Annotated in this window: 12 protein-coding genes; 3 read left to right on the top strand and 9 right to left on the bottom strand. The window is 61.1% G+C overall.

Going from position 1 to position 16,239, the window contains the following annotated elements:
* The first annotated feature begins 133 nt into the window (after positions 1-133).
* Both JFU48_RS16270 and JFU48_RS16275 read left to right on the top strand, forming a co-directional pair.
* Positions 134-1,024: a DUF815 domain-containing protein gene (locus tag JFU48_RS16270; RefSeq protein WP_201136944.1), complete on the top strand. Its 891-nt coding sequence runs from the start codon at positions 134-136 to the stop codon at positions 1,022-1,024.
* Entirely contained in the window at positions 1,021-1,503 is a 483-nt protein-coding gene (locus JFU48_RS16275) for a GAF domain-containing protein (protein ID WP_201136945.1), read from the top strand. Before JFU48_RS16270 ends, JFU48_RS16275 begins: the two co-directional genes overlap by 4 nt.
* Here the strand turns inward: JFU48_RS16275 and JFU48_RS16280 are convergent, their stop codons facing one another.
* The 8 genes from JFU48_RS16280 to JFU48_RS16315 form a co-directional block, all read right to left on the bottom strand.
* Positions 1,504-4,449 carry an HD domain-containing phosphohydrolase gene (locus tag JFU48_RS16280; protein ID WP_201136946.1) on the bottom strand — a complete coding sequence of 982 codons (2,946 nt, stop codon included), beginning with the start codon at positions 4,447-4,449 and terminating at the stop codon, positions 1,504-1,506. It lies immediately after the preceding gene.
* 48 nt (positions 4,450-4,497) lie between these two features.
* Positions 4,498-8,142 carry a transporter substrate-binding domain-containing protein gene (locus JFU48_RS16285; RefSeq protein ID WP_201136947.1) on the bottom strand — a complete coding sequence of 1,215 codons (3,645 nt, stop codon included), beginning with the start codon at positions 8,140-8,142 and terminating at the stop codon, positions 4,498-4,500.
* 8 nt (positions 8,143-8,150) lie between these two features.
* Positions 8,151-8,777 (bottom strand): response regulator transcription factor, encoded by a 627-nt coding sequence (locus tag JFU48_RS16290; protein WP_003226744.1) that lies wholly within the window; start codon positions 8,775-8,777, stop codon positions 8,151-8,153.
* Between the two features lie 346 nt (positions 8,778-9,123).
* Entirely contained in the window at positions 9,124-10,452 is a 1,329-nt protein-coding gene (locus JFU48_RS16295; RefSeq protein ID WP_003226741.1) for a deoxyguanosinetriphosphate triphosphohydrolase, read from the bottom strand.
* Positions 10,453-10,528: 76 nt separating this feature from the next.
* Positions 10,529-11,692, bottom strand: coding sequence for an EAL domain-containing protein (locus JFU48_RS16300; protein WP_003226739.1), 1,164 nt, complete (start codon positions 11,690-11,692; stop codon positions 10,529-10,531).
* A 123-nt stretch (positions 11,693-11,815) separates the two neighbouring features.
* On the bottom strand, positions 11,816-12,154 hold the full coding sequence (locus JFU48_RS16305) for a hypothetical protein (protein ID WP_003226737.1): 339 nt from the start codon (positions 12,152-12,154) through the stop codon (positions 11,816-11,818).
* On the bottom strand, positions 12,151-12,537 hold the full coding sequence (locus JFU48_RS16310; protein WP_003226735.1) for a phage holin family protein: 387 nt from the start codon (positions 12,535-12,537) through the stop codon (positions 12,151-12,153). The genes JFU48_RS16305 and JFU48_RS16310 overlap by 4 nt, the downstream gene beginning before the upstream one ends.
* Positions 12,538-12,539: 2 nt before the next feature.
* A complete protein-coding gene (locus JFU48_RS16315) occupies positions 12,540-12,854 on the bottom strand; it encodes a DUF883 family protein (RefSeq protein WP_003226733.1) in 315 nt (104 codons plus the stop codon).
* Positions 12,855-13,159: 305 nt separating this feature from the next.
* Here JFU48_RS16315 and JFU48_RS16320 point away from each other — a divergent pair, with 305 nt between their 5' ends.
* Positions 13,160-14,368, top strand: coding sequence for an ammonium transporter (locus JFU48_RS16320; protein WP_103483818.1), 1,209 nt, complete (start codon positions 13,160-13,162; stop codon positions 14,366-14,368).
* Here the strand turns inward: JFU48_RS16320 and JFU48_RS16325 are convergent.
* Positions 14,365-16,077, bottom strand: coding sequence for a monovalent cation:proton antiporter-2 (CPA2) family protein (locus JFU48_RS16325; RefSeq protein WP_201136948.1), 1,713 nt, complete (start codon positions 16,075-16,077; stop codon positions 14,365-14,367). The two genes, JFU48_RS16320 and JFU48_RS16325, sit on opposite strands and share 4 nt — an antisense overlap.
* Between the last annotated feature and the right edge of the window lie 162 nt (positions 16,078-16,239).

Here is a 16,239-nt window from a genome sequence, read left to right on the forward strand (position 1 = left end):
CTCAAGCATAGTCGATCATGTATGGATACCGAGGTTCCCGAATCGCCTTGTAACAAGGCCTGAGCGGGGGTTGTTGATCTGATTGTCGTCGCTGAAGCACCATCATTGCTTTGAACGTGCCCGAGGAGAAGACGTGGATTCCCGATTAAATGCTTTTCTTGAGCGCGCCGAGTCGGTTCTGGCGCGGATCGAACCCTTGTTGCCGGCGCCGCGCCCGGTGATCGACTGGGAAACATGCCTCGCGGCGCGCTGGCAGCGTGACGGGCGCAGCGGGTATTTGCTGCCGCTGGAAGTCAGCCTCGACATGCGCCTGTCCGACCTGATCGGCGTTGATCGTCAGTTGGAGCAACTGGGGCGCAACACGCAACAGTTTCTCGACGGCATGCCGGCCAACCACGCGCTGCTCTGGGGCTCGCGCGGCACCGGTAAATCGTCGCTGGTGCGTGCGCTGCTGGCCGAACACGCCAGTGCCGGTCTGCGTTTGATCGAGATCGAGCGTGACCATCTGGCCGACCTGCCGCGCGTGGTCGAGCAGATCGCCAAACTGCCGCAGCGCTTCGTGCTGTTTTGCGATGATCTGTCATTCGAATCCGGTGAAGGCGACTACCGCGTGCTGAAAAGCGTGCTCGACGGCTCGCTCGAGCAGGCACCGGACAACGTCTTGCTGTACGCCACTTCCAACCGCCGCCATCTGGTGCCGGAAAAGGAAAGTGACAACGAAAACTGGAAACGCGTCGACGGCGAACTGCATCCGAGTGAGGCGGTGGAAGACAAGATCGCGCTCTCAGACCGTTTCGGTCTGTGGCTGTCGTTTTATCCGTTTACCCAGGAACACTTCCTCAACGTCGTCGAACACTGGATCGGCCAGTTGGCCGCCAAGGCTGGCTTGAACTGGCAGCGCGATGAAGAGCTGGACATCCTCGCCGTGCGCTGGGCAACCGGGCGCGGCAATCGCAACGGACGTTGCGCGTACCAATTCGCCCGTTACTGGGTGGGACTGAAATTGCTGGAGCACAAGGCATGATTGATTTGCAACAAAGCGGCCAGGGGCTCGAAGGCTATGGCCTGTTGGCCGCACAACTGGAATCGCTGCTGGCGGATGAGCGCGATTTCATCGCCAACGCCGCGCAGTTTTCGGCGTTTCTGTTCAACCAGCTCGATGATTTGAACTGGGCCGGTTTCTACCTCAATCGCAACGAAGAACTGGTGCTGGGTCCGTTCCAGGGCCAGATCGCCTGCGTGCGCATTCCGTTCGGGCGCGGTGTGTGTGGTGCGGCAGCGGCCAGTCGGCAAACCCAGCGCGTTGAAGACGTGCATGCGTTCCCCGGTCATATCGCTTGCGACAGCGCCTCCAACAGCGAACTGGTGGTGCCGCTGGTCAAGGACGGTCGGTTGATTGGCGTACTCGATCTCGACAGCCCGAAACTCGCGCGTTTCGGCGCGGACGATCAGGCCGGTATCGAGCAACTGGCGTCGATCTTCCTGCGTCTGACCGACTGCTGATCAGGCGCTCAGGCCAGCCTTGCGCAGCAGGCTGGCCGAGTCCACCGCATCGATCTGTCGCGGATCGAGAAACCGCGCGGCGTACTGCATGTACACCCCGTCGTTGATGAACAACGCAAACAGCTCGGGGTCGATGTGCGCCTCGCGGGACATGGTGGCCATGATCCCCAAGGCTTCACTCAAGGATTTGGCTTTCTTGTACGGCCGATCCGCCGCTGTCAGCGCCTCGAAAATATCGGCAATCGCCATCATCCTCGCCGGCAGGCTCATGTCGTCGCGCTTCAGGCGTTTGGGGTAGCCGCTGCCGTCCATTTTTTCGTGATGACCACCGGCAATTTCCGCAACGCTGCCCAGATGTCCGGGGAAAGGCAGGTGGCTGAGCATCAGGATCGTCTGCACCATGTGGTGATTGATGATGTAGCGCTCCTCACGGGTCAGCGTGCCCCGGGCAATGCTCAGGTTGTAGAGTTCGCCGCGATTGTATTTGTAGCGCGGCACATCCAGTTTGAACCCCCACGGGTTGTCTTCCGGAATCAGTTCGCTGTCGGCGCGCTTGATCAGGTGTTCGGGTTTGTCCGCCAGCAGTGCCTCGCTGACCGGCAGATTCGCAACCGGCGTTTGCGCCTGACGGCGGTTTTCCTCCCATGACACCCCCAGTCGATCATCGAGGGTGCGCGTCCAGCGTCGCTCGGCAATGCGCTCAAGACGCTGCAGATCGGCTGGCGCCATGGCCTCGCCGCCCAGATTGCAACGGGCAACAAAGGCAAAGTCGTCGTCCAGTTCAGCCAACGTGGCGTCACGCAGGGCGCTCAGTTGCGCCTCGTTGCCGCTCAGCGACAGTGCCTGCCAGTAACTGATCCAGGCATCGCGCTTGAGCACCTCGAAACGCGTGCGGATTTCGTGGATGCGATCGTTGAGGGTTTCCAGTTTGGTGGCCTTGTCGACGACATATTCCGGCGTCGTGACCTTGCCGCAATCGTGCAGCCAGGCCGCGATGTGCAGGGCTTCCCATTCGTCTTCGGTGGGCTGATAGCTCTGGAACGCCGGCGCCTGACTGGCGGCCGCGGCCTGCGCGAGCATCAGGGTCAGTTCCGGCACGCGCTGACAGTGGCCACCGGTGTACGGGCTCTTGGCGTCGATGGCGCCGGCCAGCAACTGGATGAACGCATCGAGCAACTGCTTCTGCTTCGCTTGCAGGCGCTGGCTTTCGATACTCACCGCCGCCGCGCCGGAGACTGCTTGCAGGAAGGCGATGCGGTCCGGGCGCAGTTTTTCCAGGTCCTGAGCGCTGCCGCTGTCGTTGATCAGCAGAAGCAGCAGGCCGATGGTTTCGTTGTGGCGGTTGCGCAGGCGGATACCGATCAGGTGGATGCGCGGCGACTGCATGGCCAACAAGACTTTCTGCAAGTCCCCGGCCTGTTCAAAGCCAAGGCTGCTGACCACGTTGTCAGCGGTGATCAGTTGCTGGAACCACGCCGGCCCTTGATCGGCCAGAAGATCCCGGCCCAGCACAGCGAACTCGCCGGGTTCCTGCGAGACGCCATCAATTACCAGTCCGTAAGGCTCCATTCGGTTGCCATCGTTTTCGCGCAGATAGATCAACCCCGCTTGCGCCTGGGCGATCTGCACCGTTTCGAACAGCACCCGTTGCAGCAACGGGGCAAAGCGGGTTTCGGCGCACAGGCTGTCGGTGATGCGGAAGAAACTGGCGAGTGTTTCCTTCATGCGGGCCATCGACAGGCTCAACTGATCAACCTCCAGAACCGGCGAGCGACGGGTAACCGGAAAGTTGAAATCGAAGCTGCGAATCGCATCGGCTTCCTTGACCAGCGCATGCAACGGCTTGACCAGAATCCGCGAGGTCAGCCAACCCAGCGGCAGACACAGCAGCAAGGTCGCGAGGGTGATCAGTGCACCTTGCCAGCGCATGCGGTAGGCGTCGGCCAGCAACTCGTCCTCCGGCACCAGCAGGGCCATCTGCAGTCCTCTCGGACCGCCCTCTTGCAGATTGCTGCGGGCGAAGATCCAGTGGCGTCCATCGACGTCGAGCCGTTTGCCCTGATGCGTGGTGGACAGCAACGCGTGCAGGTTCGGGCTCAGGTCGGCAGCCTTGGCCAGGTGCGCGCTGCTGTCGTCAACAATCAGCCGGCGGCTGTCCGGATAGGCCACCGCATTGCCATCGGCATCGAACAACACGATTTCGGTAGACGGGGTGACCACGTGTTTGAGCAAGGTGGCCGAGAGTGCTTCCAGCGTCAGGTCGGCACCGATCACACTGGTTGCGCTGCTGCGTCGGGCCAGGGTGGTGCCCACGTTGTGCGTGGAGAAAAACACATAGGGTTCGGTGGTGATCTGATCGCCCTGCTGCAGGGCGTTGATGTACCAGTTGCGGGTGCGCGGATCGTAGCGGTCGTCGGGATTGTCCTGGCGCCCGACAGGCATCAGCGCCTGGTCGAAGAACAGTGACTGCGACGACGCGATGCCGCTGGCGTCGTGCTCGATGCTCCAGACCTGATAGGCCGCGTCCGGCGGCGCCTTGAGCAGGGTTTTCAGGGCGCTGGTACGCAACGGCCGGACCATGAAGAAGTCGCCGTTGCCGTAGCCCAGATACAGCGAAGCGAGATCGGTATTGTCCTTGAGTGATTGACTGAACGGCTTGAGCAGCGCCAGACGCTGTTGCAGGTTCGAGGCCCCGGCTGCCTGGTTGTCGGCCAGCAGGCTCAGCAGATGACGGATCGGTTCATACGTTGAATGCAGGTCGAGGCGCACGTCCTGTTCGATGCGATTGAACAGGTTCTCGCTGCTCGACAGGATGATTCGGGTGGTCTGGCGATAATTGAACAGTCCCAGTACCACGCCGGTCAGCAACAGCAGAAACGTGAACATGACGCTGATGTGCACGTGCAACGGGAACCGGCGTTGATCCGGGCGCAGTGGGCTGGGCATTGCTGACTCTCCATTGAAGTAAACACACTGCTCAGCGCCCAAGCATAGTTAAGGCTCGGTCATTGTGCTTTCTGCGAACGGTTCCAATTGTTGCTGCAGCGCCTGCTCCAGTTCGACCATCGCCGCGTCGGTGGCCTCGATGCAGCGCACGATGGCCGCCACAGACGTGGTCTGCAGGCAGGCCTGTTCCAGGGCATCGCAGCGCACGATCAGACGCGAAGCCTGGGCGATTCGGGCGGCGCCCTTGATCTTGTGCGCCACCGCCGCCAATGCCTCGCGATCATTGTGCGGCGCCAGGGCCAGCAGCTCCTCGCGATCGAGGCGGCTGCTCTTGAGCAATTGCGTGAGCAGGCGTTGGGCCTGAAGCGGGTTGCCGCCCGTCAATTGATTCAAACCCTCGAGATTGAACGCAGGTTCAGGCGTTGCCGGTTGCAGGCCGTTGACCCACTGGCTCAGCGCACTGAGGCTCAGGGGTTTGAACAGGCAGTCATTCATGCCGGCCTGTTTGCAGCGCTGCACTTCCTCGGGTTGCGCATTGGCTGTGAAGCCCAGCACGGTACAAGGAGCACGCCCGGTACTTTGTTCGTGCTGGCGGATGGCCTCGGTCAGTTCGTAGCCGTTCATCACTGGCATATTGCAGTCGGCGATGACCAGATCGAATGCGCCGCGCTGCCACTTCTCGAATCCGCTTCGCCCCTCTTCGGCAAGGCTGAAGCGGTGCCCGAGGAACTCCAGTTGCTGGCACATCAGCAGACGATTGGCGGGATGGTCGTCGACCACGAGGATGTTCAGCGGCGTACCCGCGGCGTGGATCGGTGGCGCGGTTTTCGTCGCGGCGACCTTGCACGGCAGCGTTTGCAGCGGCAGCGACAGGCAGACCTGAGTGCCGATCCCGGGCTGACTGCTCAATTGCAGCTGACCGCCCATCATTTCACAGAGGTTGCGACTGATCACCAACCCCAGACCCGCGCCGCTGCGCGCGGGCTGTCGGCCACTGTCAGCCTGGGCGAACGGTTTGAACAGGCGCTGTTGATCTTCGATGCTGATGCCGACCCCGGTGTCCTGGATCGTCAATTGAATCAGCGAACACTGGCCCGCGCCATCGGGCACCACGTCCAGATTGACCCGGACCTGCCCGGACTCGGTGAATTTGATGGCGTTGCTGATCAGGTTCGACAGGATCTGCTTGAAGCGCAACGGATCGAGCTGCACGTCGACATTGAGGCCCGGGGGAGTGAGGGTCAGGGGCAGGGCGAGGTTTTTCTGCCGGGCCAGACCGTCGAAGATCCTCACCACCGAAGAAACGGTTTCCACCAGATTGACCCGCTCGGGACTCAGGCTCAGGTGCCCGGACTCGATCCGTGCGATATCAAGGATGTCGCCGATCAGGCCCAACAGGTCCTTGGCCGAGCAATAGGCGGTTTCGATGGACGAGCGATCCGGAGCCTGATCGGTCATGCGTTCGAGCGTCAATTCGAGCATGCCGATGATGGCATTCATCGGCGTACGGATTTCGTGGCTCATGGTGGCCAGAAAGGTACTTTTCGCACGGTTGGCGTTGTCCGCCTGTTCCTTGGCCGTACGCAGTTCATCGAACAATTGCCGGCGCTCACTGATGTCGATCCAGCCACCGATGATCCCTTGTACATCGCCGCTGGAATCGCGGTACGGCAGGATCCAGTGGTAGATCGTCAGACGCCGGCCACCGATGTGCAGCGGTCGGTCGAGTACCATCGGTGTCCCTTCGGCCACAACCCGCTGGTAATCCGCCTCGAAGGCCTGGGCTTCGAAGGCATTGCTCAGGGTGCCTTGCATGACGCTTTTGCCGATCACGTCTTCGCGTTTGGCGTTGAAGGCTTCGAGGTAACTGTCGTTGCAGCTTTGCAGCAGCCCCCGGCGGTCGCGCACATAGATCGGGTGAGGCGTGCCGTTGACCAGTGAACGCATGAATTCGAACTGATCGTTGAGTGCCCGCTCGGCGGCCTGGCGTTGCTTGATCTGGCGCCGCATGTAGGCATTCCACAGCAGTGACAGCAACAGCAGCAGGCAGGCTGCGCCGATCAGTTGGTAAAACAGGCGCTGGTAGTGATGCCAGTTGCTTTGCGCCGCATTGGAAAAACCGCGCCAGCGGCTATTGATCACCCCCAGTTCTTCGGGGCTGATGCTCAGCAGCGCCTTGTCGAGGATCGACCCCAGCTCGCTGTTGTCGCGGGCCGTGGCCAGCGAAAAGGCGGCCTGACGGGTGCCGAGGGTGGTGGTGATCTGCAACTGATGCTCGAAGATCCGCGACGAAATCAGATAGTTGGCGATCACCAGCGAAGCGACGGCGCCATCGGCCTTGCCTTCGGCGAGCAAGGTCGCGGCGCCAAAGGTGTCGGAGGTTTCGGTCAGGTGGATATTGGGGAACTCGCGGCGCAGGTAATCGGCCATGGGACTGCCCTGGGCAATCGCCAGGTATTTGTCCTTGAGCTGCGTCGGATGCGTCGGGCTGTCGGTGGATTTGCGGGTCAGCAGGACGAATGAGTTTTCCAGGTAGGGACGGCTGAATTGCAGGGTCTTTTCCCGTTGCGGGCTGGGTAGCAACGCCGCGATCAGATCAGCCCGGTGCTGATTGATCTGCTCGACCATGTCGCCGTCGCTGCGGCTGCGCACCAGTTCGAAGCGCATGCCGGTGCGCAGGCGCAGCAGTTCGAGCAGGTCAGCGGTGATGCCACGCAGATTGCCGTCGCTGTCGAAGAACGTCAGCGGCGCGAAAGCCTCGTTGACGACGACGCGCAGCACCGGATGCTGTTTGAGCCACTGCTCTTCATGGTGGGTCAATTGCAGCTTCTGGTCGGTCAGCAGGATGTCGCTGCCAGCGCTCCAGCGCTTGGCGATGCGGTCGCGTTCACTGGCCGGTATGGCCTGGAGCGCGGTGTTGATGATCGCGAGCAGTTGCGGATTGTCGGTGTGCACGGCGAAGCTGAAACCGTGGGCTTCCTGTTTGCCGAAATTGGCCATGCGAATGTTGTTCAGATAGCCCTTGTTGATCATGTAGTGGGTGGAGATGGTATCGCCCAGAAACACGTCGGCCTGATCGAAAGCCACCGCATTGATTGCGTTTTGATAGGAAGGGTAGGACGTCAGGATGGCCTTGGGGTACAGCGCCTTGACTTCCTCCTGCGGCAGATAGTGATAGACCATGCTCAGGCGCAGACCGGCCAGGCCCTCGGTGAGCGTACGGGTCTCGTCTTCACGGGTGACCAGTACCGGCTGATCGATGGCATAGGGGGTTGATAGCAGGATGTCCGGATTACTCGCCTCGAAACCGTTGGCCGTACCGAGCATATCGACCTGTCCGGCTATCAGTGCGCGCAAGGCGGCTTCCCGTGAGGCAAAGCGCTTGACCCGGATTGGTAAACCGACAGCCTGTGCGAGGAGGCCGGCGTAGTCGGCGGTAAAACCTTCGTAATCGCGGCCGCTGGCGGTCATGTCGAACGGCGGATAATCCGGTGCGGAGGTGCCCAGTCTCAGTTCGCTGCGAGTCTGTAACCATTGCCGTTGCGCGGGCTGCAGAGAAATGGACAGCGCTTCGTGGCTCGAACGGCTGCGCAGCACATAATCTTGCGCTGTGACGAGGTCGGCATAGGCCTGAGAAGTCAGGCACAGGCTCGCACACAATATGACGAGATAGATCTTCAAACGACTGGGCATTCAGGCTCTCACACTAGCGCGTTGCGTTTGGCCATCTCGATAAGTTCCACCAGGGATCTGGCTTTCAGTTTCTGCATCAAGCGTTTTTTGTAAGTGCTGACGGTTTTGTTACTGAGAAACATGCCTTTGGCAATTTCCTTGTTGGTCCGCCCCTGTGCAAATAACTGCAGGACCATGAGTTCGCGGTCATTCACGGCTTTGAATAATTCCAGTTCGGCGTAACGTACATCGTCACTGCGTACCGGATTCAATGCCTGACTTGGGAAATAGTTGTAACCGGAAAGTACCGCTTTTATGGCGCTGACCAGTTCACTCAAGTCTTCTTCCTTGCACACATAACCGGACGCGCCGGATTGCATGCAGCGAATACCGAACAGTGTCGGGCATTGCGCCGTCAGTACCAGGGTCTTGAGCGGAGTGCCCATGGCGTTGAAACGGGCGAGGACTTCCAGACCGTCGAGCTTGGGGATGCTGATATCGAGGATGATCAGGTCGGGCATGCATTCGCGAACCATCTGCATGGCATCGACCCCATTATCGGTTTCGCCGACGACCCTATAACCTTCATGCTCGAGCAGCATTCGAACGGCAAGTCGGATGACGGGGTGATCATCGACAATAAAAACGGAGTTCATAATCAAATCCCATACGTGCGCGAATAAAGCGCGCACCTTAGCTCAGATAAATGAGCGGCCGCATGAACTCACATGGCTCTAGCAGCAATATAGGATAAGTCCTACACACTAAAGGGAAATTGACTACGACCAAACTCAATGTCGCGTAAGGAGGTGTTTAGAGTATTTGTTTATCTGAATGTTTTAAGTTGCTTGTAGAGTATTGAAGAAACAGCGTTTGTCTCTGTTGTTTTGAAGTTAACGGATTACGTTTGGTCTGCGCGGTCATTGAATACCGCAGAGCCGCTTTATTGGATCAGGCACTCAACCGGGCAGTCGCGCTGACCCGGTTGAGGAAGATGCTCCGTCAGTGGCTGGAGCGCCCGGTCATTTCCAGCGCCATGTCGCTGGCGTAGCTGTCGGTCATCCCGGCGATAAAGTCGATCATGCGCAGGAACGAGGTGTGCAGCGGCCCGTGGGGGTCGGGTGCATTGTTGCCCAGCAGATCGAGAATGCGTCGGCTCTTGAACGACGGCGTGCGTCCACCGTGTTGTTCGAGTGCCGCACCGCAGAACGCGTTGAGGAGGATTTCCAGCGTGGTGTAGGCGCCGATTTCATGCAGCGTCTTGCGCTTGTCCTGGAAGATTTTCTTGCGGGCGATGTCCTTGGCGTTGAGCACGCAGCGTTTGGCCGGGCCGTGCATGTGTTCCACCAGGTCGCCGTGCAGCGTGCCGGCCAGCAGCGCGTCCTGTTGCTCGACGAATGCCCGGGCGGCAGCATTGGTCAGGTGCTCGATGGCCTTGCCGCGCAGGATCGCCAGTTTGCGTCGGCGCGAATCCTGCGGGCCGAGCTGGCGATAGGTTTCCGGCAGGTCGTCACCCACAAGGCCGAGCAGCAGCGATTCGACTTCCGCGTATTCCAGCAGCTCCATTTCCAGGCCGTCTTCGAGGTCGATCAACGCATAGCAGATGTCGTCAGCCGCCTCCATCAGGTACACCAACGGGTGCCGCGCCCAGCGCTGGTCTTCCAGTTGTGGCAGGCCGAGTTTGTGGGCGATCTGCTCCAGCAGCGGCAATTCACTCTGGTAGCAGCCGAACTTGTGTTTCTTGTAGCCCAGCGAGTCGGCGTGACGGGCCGTCCACGGATACTTCAGATAGGTGCCGAGGGTGGCGTAGGTGAGTCGGGTGCCACCGTCGAACTGGTGATACTCAAGTTGAGTCAGCACGCGAAAGCCTTGCGCGTTGCCTTCGAAATTGAGGAAGTCACCGCGCTCGGCTTCGCTCATGCCGTCGAGCCAGCCGCGCCCGGCCGCCTGCTGGAACCAGTGGCGAATCGCGTCTTCCCCGGAATGACCGAACGGTGGATTGCCGATGTCATGGGCCAGGCAGGCCGATTGCACGACCATGCCCAGGTCGCTCGGGTCGCACCAGTCGGGCAGGGCGCTGCGCAAGGTTTCACCGACGCGCATGCCCAGCGAGCGTCCGACGCAGCTGACTTCCAGCGAGTGGGTCAGACGGGTGTGGATGTGGTCGTTACTCGATACCGGGTGCACCTGGGTCTTGCGTCCCAGGCGGCGGAAAGCGCCGGAGAAAATGATGCGGTCGTGGTCTTTGTGGAACGGGCTGCGGCCCAGCTCTTGCGGGCTGTGCAGCGGTTTTCCAAGGCGTTCGCGGTTAAGCAGGGTCTGCCAATCCAAGGCTGGTTCTCTCCGTCGGTGACTGGAATGATCAATGCCCTAGCTTCCCGGTTCGGCCACGCCCCTGCAAGCGGAACTACAAGCCGGCTGCATCAATGTCGATCAGCAGCAGGCGTTCGCCGTTGTCGAAGAACTGGCCGGCGGTCAGGCAATACTGGTTGCTGGTGGCATCGCGGTAGGTGCTGGACAGGGTCAGGCGCCGTTCTTCCCAGCCTTCGGCGAGCAAATGATAAAAGTACGGACGCCATGACCAGTTGTGCCCCAGGTAGCGGTTGTCGGCGACCCAACGGTTATGCCGCCATTCAAGGTTGGGCGTGAGTTGGGTGCCATGCCGGTCGCATTGGTAGAACCGCAGCAACCACGGGAAGGCTTCGAGTTGCGGCAGCGCACTCAGCGGCGCGTGGGCCTGAGCCCAGCTCTGGAGGATCGCCATCAGTTCGCCGAGCTGCTGGCGCATCTGCATCAAGCGCCCGCGTTCGGCCAGCTTCTGCCGCACGTACCGCTGACGCAGTTCGGCGAAGCGCTGCACGAAGGCATCGGTCGGATAGAAGGCTTCCTGCGCCCGGGCGAACAGGAAACCCTGAACGTAACGTGATCCGCATTCCAGGGCGAAATTCAGCTGCGCTTCGGTCTCCACGCCTTCGGCAATGATCCAGCAGCCGGTTTTCTCAGCCATTTGCGCCAGGGCCTTGACCACCTCGCTGCTCGGCCCGCCCAGCGCCGCCGCCTGAAACAGGCGCATGTCGAGTTTGAGAATGTCCGGCTGCAACGCCAGCACCCGATCGAGCTGCGAGTAACCGGCACCGAAATCATCAATGGCAATCCGCGCGCCGGCCTCACGATAACGGCCGACCACGTCGGTCAGACGCTGACTGTTGCCGCCCAGTTCAGTGATCTCGAACACGATGCGTTGCGGATCGACGCCGTGTCGCAGCATTTGCTTGAGACTGGGCAGGGGCTGATCCGCGCGCAGGCGACTGATCCAGCGCGGCGACATGTTCAGGCTCAGAAACCATTCGGCAGGGGCCTCATGCAGTCGGCTCAGGGCGTGGTCACGGATCTGGCGGTCGAGGCGGCGCAGGGCGATGGCAGGTGTGCGCGGGTCGGCGAACAAGGGCCCGACCGAGGCCAATTGGCCGTCAGGCTGGCGCAGTCGACCGAGGGCTTCGACGCCTGCAATTCGTCCGGTGGCGGTATCGATGAAAGGTTGAAAGCAGGCGAGCGGTTGCCCGTCGATCACGGGGCCTCCTTAGTCGTTCTTGTTCGAGGTAAACCCTGCCGGCCGGATAGGCGTGCGGGATTGAACCTCGGGGTGAGGAGGTTCAATCCCGGATATTGCAAGAATGCAGCCAGATACGTCGGTTCAGCGTTTGCCCGAACTCTGCATCACCAGTCTGATCAGCGGCCCGAGGCTGGTGCCCAGACGGATCAGCCGGGTCAACCCGCCGACGCCGCCGCTTTTTGCGCCTTTGCCGGTGATGAAACCCAGCAGGGTGACGGCGGCCACGCCCCATAGCGGCGCATGCTTGATGCCGAAGCCGTCTTGCAGGTTTTGCTTCATCCCCCGCATGCGCTGCAAGGGTTGCAGCACTTGCCCGGCTTCGTGGCGGATTTCCTGACGATGCATTTCCATGCGCAGGCGGATCAGCGCCTTGCGCATTTCCCGGCGCGAGCTGTTGTGTGGCAGTTCAGGCAGGCTCATGGCAGCAGGCGCTCCCGATCGTTGGCCAATTCTTCCAGGGTGCCGTGGAAGGGCGAGGATTCATCGAAGACCGCGGCCTTCAGACGCAATCCACAGAACCCCGCCGCCAGGACGTAGAACACGCACAGGCCGATGATCCCGGCCAGGCGATAAGTGTCCCAGAGCAGGATCAACACCAAGGCAGACAGGCCGATCAGCAACAGCAGCGCAAACACCAGCGCCAGCCCTGCGAACAGCAACAGGCTGACGGTGCGTGCTTTCTGTTCCTGCAGCTCGATGCCGAACAGTTCGACATGGCTGTGCAGCAGGCCGAGAACGGCGGCGCCCAGGCGCCGCGTAGAGGAGGTGGTGCCCGACCCCAGGCCGGATTCGCCGATCGACATGATCAGCGCCGAGTGGCCAGCAGGCCAATCAGGAAGCCCACCCCGGCGGCGATGCCCACCGACTGCCAAGGATTGGCGGACACGTAGTCTTCGGTGGCGGTGACCGCCGCCTGACCGCGATCGCGCAGAGTGTCTTCGGTCAGCTTCAGGGTTTCCCGGGCGCGCAACAGGCTGTCGTGGATCTGATCACGCAGCTCATCGGCCTGATCGCCCGCGAGGGACGCGGTGTGTTCGAGCAACCGTTCGGTATCGGCCACCAGAGTCTGGAAGTCGTTCATCAGGATTTCTTGAGCAGTCTTTGCCTTGATGCTGGCCATGGGTGGATCTCCGTAAGTGACGTCTGAAGCGTTCGAGTATGAGCCTTGCGCGAAGGTTCAGTACAAATGACTGGTACAGCTTTTGCTATGTCGTGGTGCGTCCTGCCGCCGTCGTGCGCTGTTGGCGGGCGTACATGCAGCAAAACCTTAACTCAAATAATCCTGGTTCGTGTCAGGACATCGACCTTGTGCGCCAAAGCGGTTCATCGCAGCGTCGCTGCGCAGACCGACCGGTCGCAACTTGGTGCATGAATTGTCCGCGCGAACCGCTTTGGTGCCTTTTTAGCCTTCAGGTCTGCCTCTTTATGGAAAATCTGCAAAGCGCTGTGGACACACTGGTTCACAGTTCCAACACGTTGTTCATTCTGATCGGTGCGGTGATGGTGCTGGCGATGCATGCCGGTTTCGCCTTTCTTGAAGTAGGAACGGTTCGCCAGAAAAACCAGGTCAACGCGCTGTCGAAAATTCTCAGTGACTTTGCGGTCTCGACCCTGGCCTATTTCTTTATAGGCTATTGGATCTCCTACGGGGTGACGTTCATGCAACCGGCGGCGGTGCTGAGTGCCGATCACGGTTACGGTCTGGTGAAGTTTTTCTTCCTGCTGACCTTCGCCGCGGCGATCCCGGCGATCATCTCCGGCGGGATTGCCGAGCGCGCGCGATTCGTTCCGCAACTGTGTGCAACGGCGCTGATCGTGGCGTTCATCTACCCGTTTTTCGAGGGCATGATCTGGAACGGCAACTTCGGTCTGCAGGCCTGGCTGACCGCGCGCTTTGGCGCGGCGTTCCATGATTTCGCCGGATCGGTAGTGGTGCATGCGATGGGCGGCTGGCTGGCGCTGGCGGCGGTGTTGCTGCTCGGCCCGCGCAACGGGCGTTATCGCGACGGGCGTCTGGTGGCGTTCGCGCCGTCGAGCATTCCGTTTCTGGCGCTGGGTTCGTGGATTCTGATTGTCGGCTGGTTCGGCTTCAACGTGATGAGCGCACAGACGTTGCAAGGCGTCAGCGGTCTGGTTGCAGTCAACTCGTTGATGGCCATGGTCGGCGGCACGGTGGCGGCGTTGATTGTCGGGCGCAATGACCCGGGCTTTCTGCACAACGGTCCGTTGGCCGGACTGGTAGCGATCTGCGCCGGTTCCGACCTGATGCATCCGGTGGGTGCCTTGGTCACCGGCGCGATTGCCGGTGCGCTGTTTGTCTGGTGCTTTACCGCCGCACAAGTCAAATGGCGCATCGACGATGTGCTCGGTGTCTGGCCGTTGCACGGTTTGTGCGGGGTGTGGGGCGGGATCGCCTGCGGCATCTTCGGCCAGACTGCGCTGGGTGGTCTCGGCGGTGTCAGCCTGATCAGTCAGGTGATCGGCACCGCGCTGGGTGTGTTGGTGGCGTTGCTCGGCGGCTTCGTCGTATACGGTGTGATCAAGGCCTTGCACGGCCTGCGCCTGAGTCAGGAACAAGAGTATTACGGCGCTGACCTGTCGCTGCACAAGATCGGCGCGGTGAGTCAGGACTAGGCTTCCTTGTCTTCGGCGCCGGGATAGAACCCGTGCAGCAGGCGATAGCGGTCGATGCGCACTTGATCGATCTTCTCCTGCACCTGATGCGCCGGCAGGCCGAGCATGATCAAGGCGTGGGAGGCGAGCATCAGGCTCGATTCCAACAGCTCCGGCACCACTTCGGTGGCGCCGGCCGCTTTGAGTTCAGCCCATTGGCTGTCGTCGCGGGTGCGCACCAGAATCGGGATCTGTGCATTGAGCCGGCGCGCTTCCTTGAGAATGCGCAGGCTGACTTCGCTCTGATCCACGGCGATCACCAGCAGCCGGGCGCGCAACAGTCCGACGGCGGTCAGCAGGTCGCCGCGTGACGAGTCGCCGTAATGCACCTCGCTTTCGCCGGACGCGGCTTCCTGCACGCGCACCGGATCGTTGTCCAACGCGATATAAGGCTGATTGGCATTGCGCATGAAGCGGCCGATGGACTGGCCGACTCGGCCGTAGCCACAGATCACCACGTGTTGATCCAGATCGGCGTTGAGGGCGCTGATTTCCTCGATTTGTGCCTCCTGGTTCGGCTTGCGGTGCAGGCGCGCGGCGATTTTCGGCGCGGCGCGCAACAGCAACGGTGTCAGCAGCATCGAGCAGAAGGTGGCCGCGAGCAGCAGGGCGCCCAACTCGGCAGGGAGCAATTGGTTCTGTTGCATCTGCGCCATCAAGGCGAAGCAGAATTCCCCGCCCTGCGCCAGGGCCAGGCCGCTGCGCCAGGCGGTTTCATGATCGCTGCCGCGCCACTTGATCAGGAGTGCGACGACCGTGCCCTTGATCAGCATCAGGCCGAGGGTCAGGCCGAGAATCAGCACGCTGTGACTGATGAACAGTTGCAGGTCGATCAGCATGCCGATGCTGACGAAAAACACCCCGAGCAGGATGTCGCGAAACGGCCGGATGTCGGCCTCGATCTGATGGCGATAGTGGCTCTCGCCGAGCAGCATCCCGGCCAGAAATGCGCCAAGGGCAGGGGACAGGCCCAGCAGGTGCGTCAGCCATGCGGTCAGCAGCACAATCACCAGCGCCAGCAGCACGAACAATTCCGCCGAGCGCGACGCGGCCACTTCATGGAACAGGCGTGGCAGCAGCCAGCGGCTGGCCAGCAACAGACCGAAAAACAGCACCACGGTCTTCACCAGCGTCAGCGGCAAGGCCCAATACCAGGCTTGCGCGCTGCTCCCGGCGAACACTGGCACCAGGGTCAGCAACAACACCGCGACCACGTCCTGAAACAGCAAGACCCCGACCGCGTTCTGCCCGTGGCTGCTGAACACTTCGCCCAGGCTGCTCAACTCCTTGGTGACAATCGCCGTCGACGACAACGACAGCCCGGCGCCGAGCAACATTGCCGGGGCCAGCGGCATGCCAAGCAGGATCAGCACCAGCCCGAGCACCCCGGTGCTGAGCAATACCTGCTGACTGCCCAGGCGAAACACTACCTGGCGCAGCGCGATCATTTTCGACAGGGAAAACTCCAGACCCAGTGAGAACAGCAGGAACACCACGCCCAACTCGGCCACGTCCGGCAGGTGTTCGCTCTCGTTGACCCAGTTGAACGCGGTCGGTCCCACCATCAGGCCCACGCAGAGATAGCCCAGCACCGGCGGCAAACGCAGGCGGCGGAACAGGGCAATCATCACCAGGGATGAGGCGAGGATGATCAACAGGTTGGCAAACACAAGACACTCCGATGTCAGGCTCAGGCTTCTCAAGCGTAGAGGCAAAAAGCCCGGGAGCATCGCCTGATTGGCTTTTCCGTGGACTGATTTGCGTCAGGGTTTTGCGTGTTTCCCGCCGTGTTCGGGTCTTCGGGCAGCAGTCGCTCGACGGGTTTTCGAGGC

The sequence above is a fragment of the Pseudomonas sp. TH49 genome (assembly GCF_016650625.1).
Lineage (GTDB): Bacteria > Pseudomonadota > Gammaproteobacteria > Pseudomonadales > Pseudomonadaceae > Aquipseudomonas > Aquipseudomonas fluorescens_H.

What these genes read in the sequence shown, in the direction of transcription:
- JFU48_RS16275 (WP_201136945.1), top strand. Translation starts at nt 1,021, where the DNA reads ATGATTGATTTGCAACAAAGCGGCCAGGGGCTCGAAGGCTATGGCCTG.
- JFU48_RS16285 (WP_201136947.1), bottom strand. Translation starts at nt 8,142, where the DNA reads ATGCCCAGTCGTTTGAAGATCTATCTCGTCATATTGTGTGCGAGCCTG.
- JFU48_RS16290 (WP_003226744.1), bottom strand. Translation starts at nt 8,777, where the DNA reads ATGAACTCCGTTTTTATTGTCGATGATCACCCCGTCATCCGACTTGCC.
- JFU48_RS16280 (WP_201136946.1), bottom strand. Translation starts at nt 4,449, where the DNA reads ATGCCCAGCCCACTGCGCCCGGATCAACGCCGGTTCCCGTTGCACGTG.
- JFU48_RS16315 (WP_003226733.1), bottom strand. Translation starts at nt 12,854, where the DNA reads ATGGCCAGCATCAAGGCAAAGACTGCTCAAGAAATCCTGATGAACGAC.
- JFU48_RS16320 (WP_103483818.1), top strand. Translation starts at nt 13,160, where the DNA reads ATGGAAAATCTGCAAAGCGCTGTGGACACACTGGTTCACAGTTCCAAC.
- JFU48_RS16305 (WP_003226737.1), bottom strand. Translation starts at nt 12,154, where the DNA reads ATGAGCCTGCCTGAACTGCCACACAACAGCTCGCGCCGGGAAATGCGC.
- JFU48_RS16310 (WP_003226735.1), bottom strand. Translation starts at nt 12,537, where the DNA reads ATGTCGATCGGCGAATCCGGCCTGGGGTCGGGCACCACCTCCTCTACG.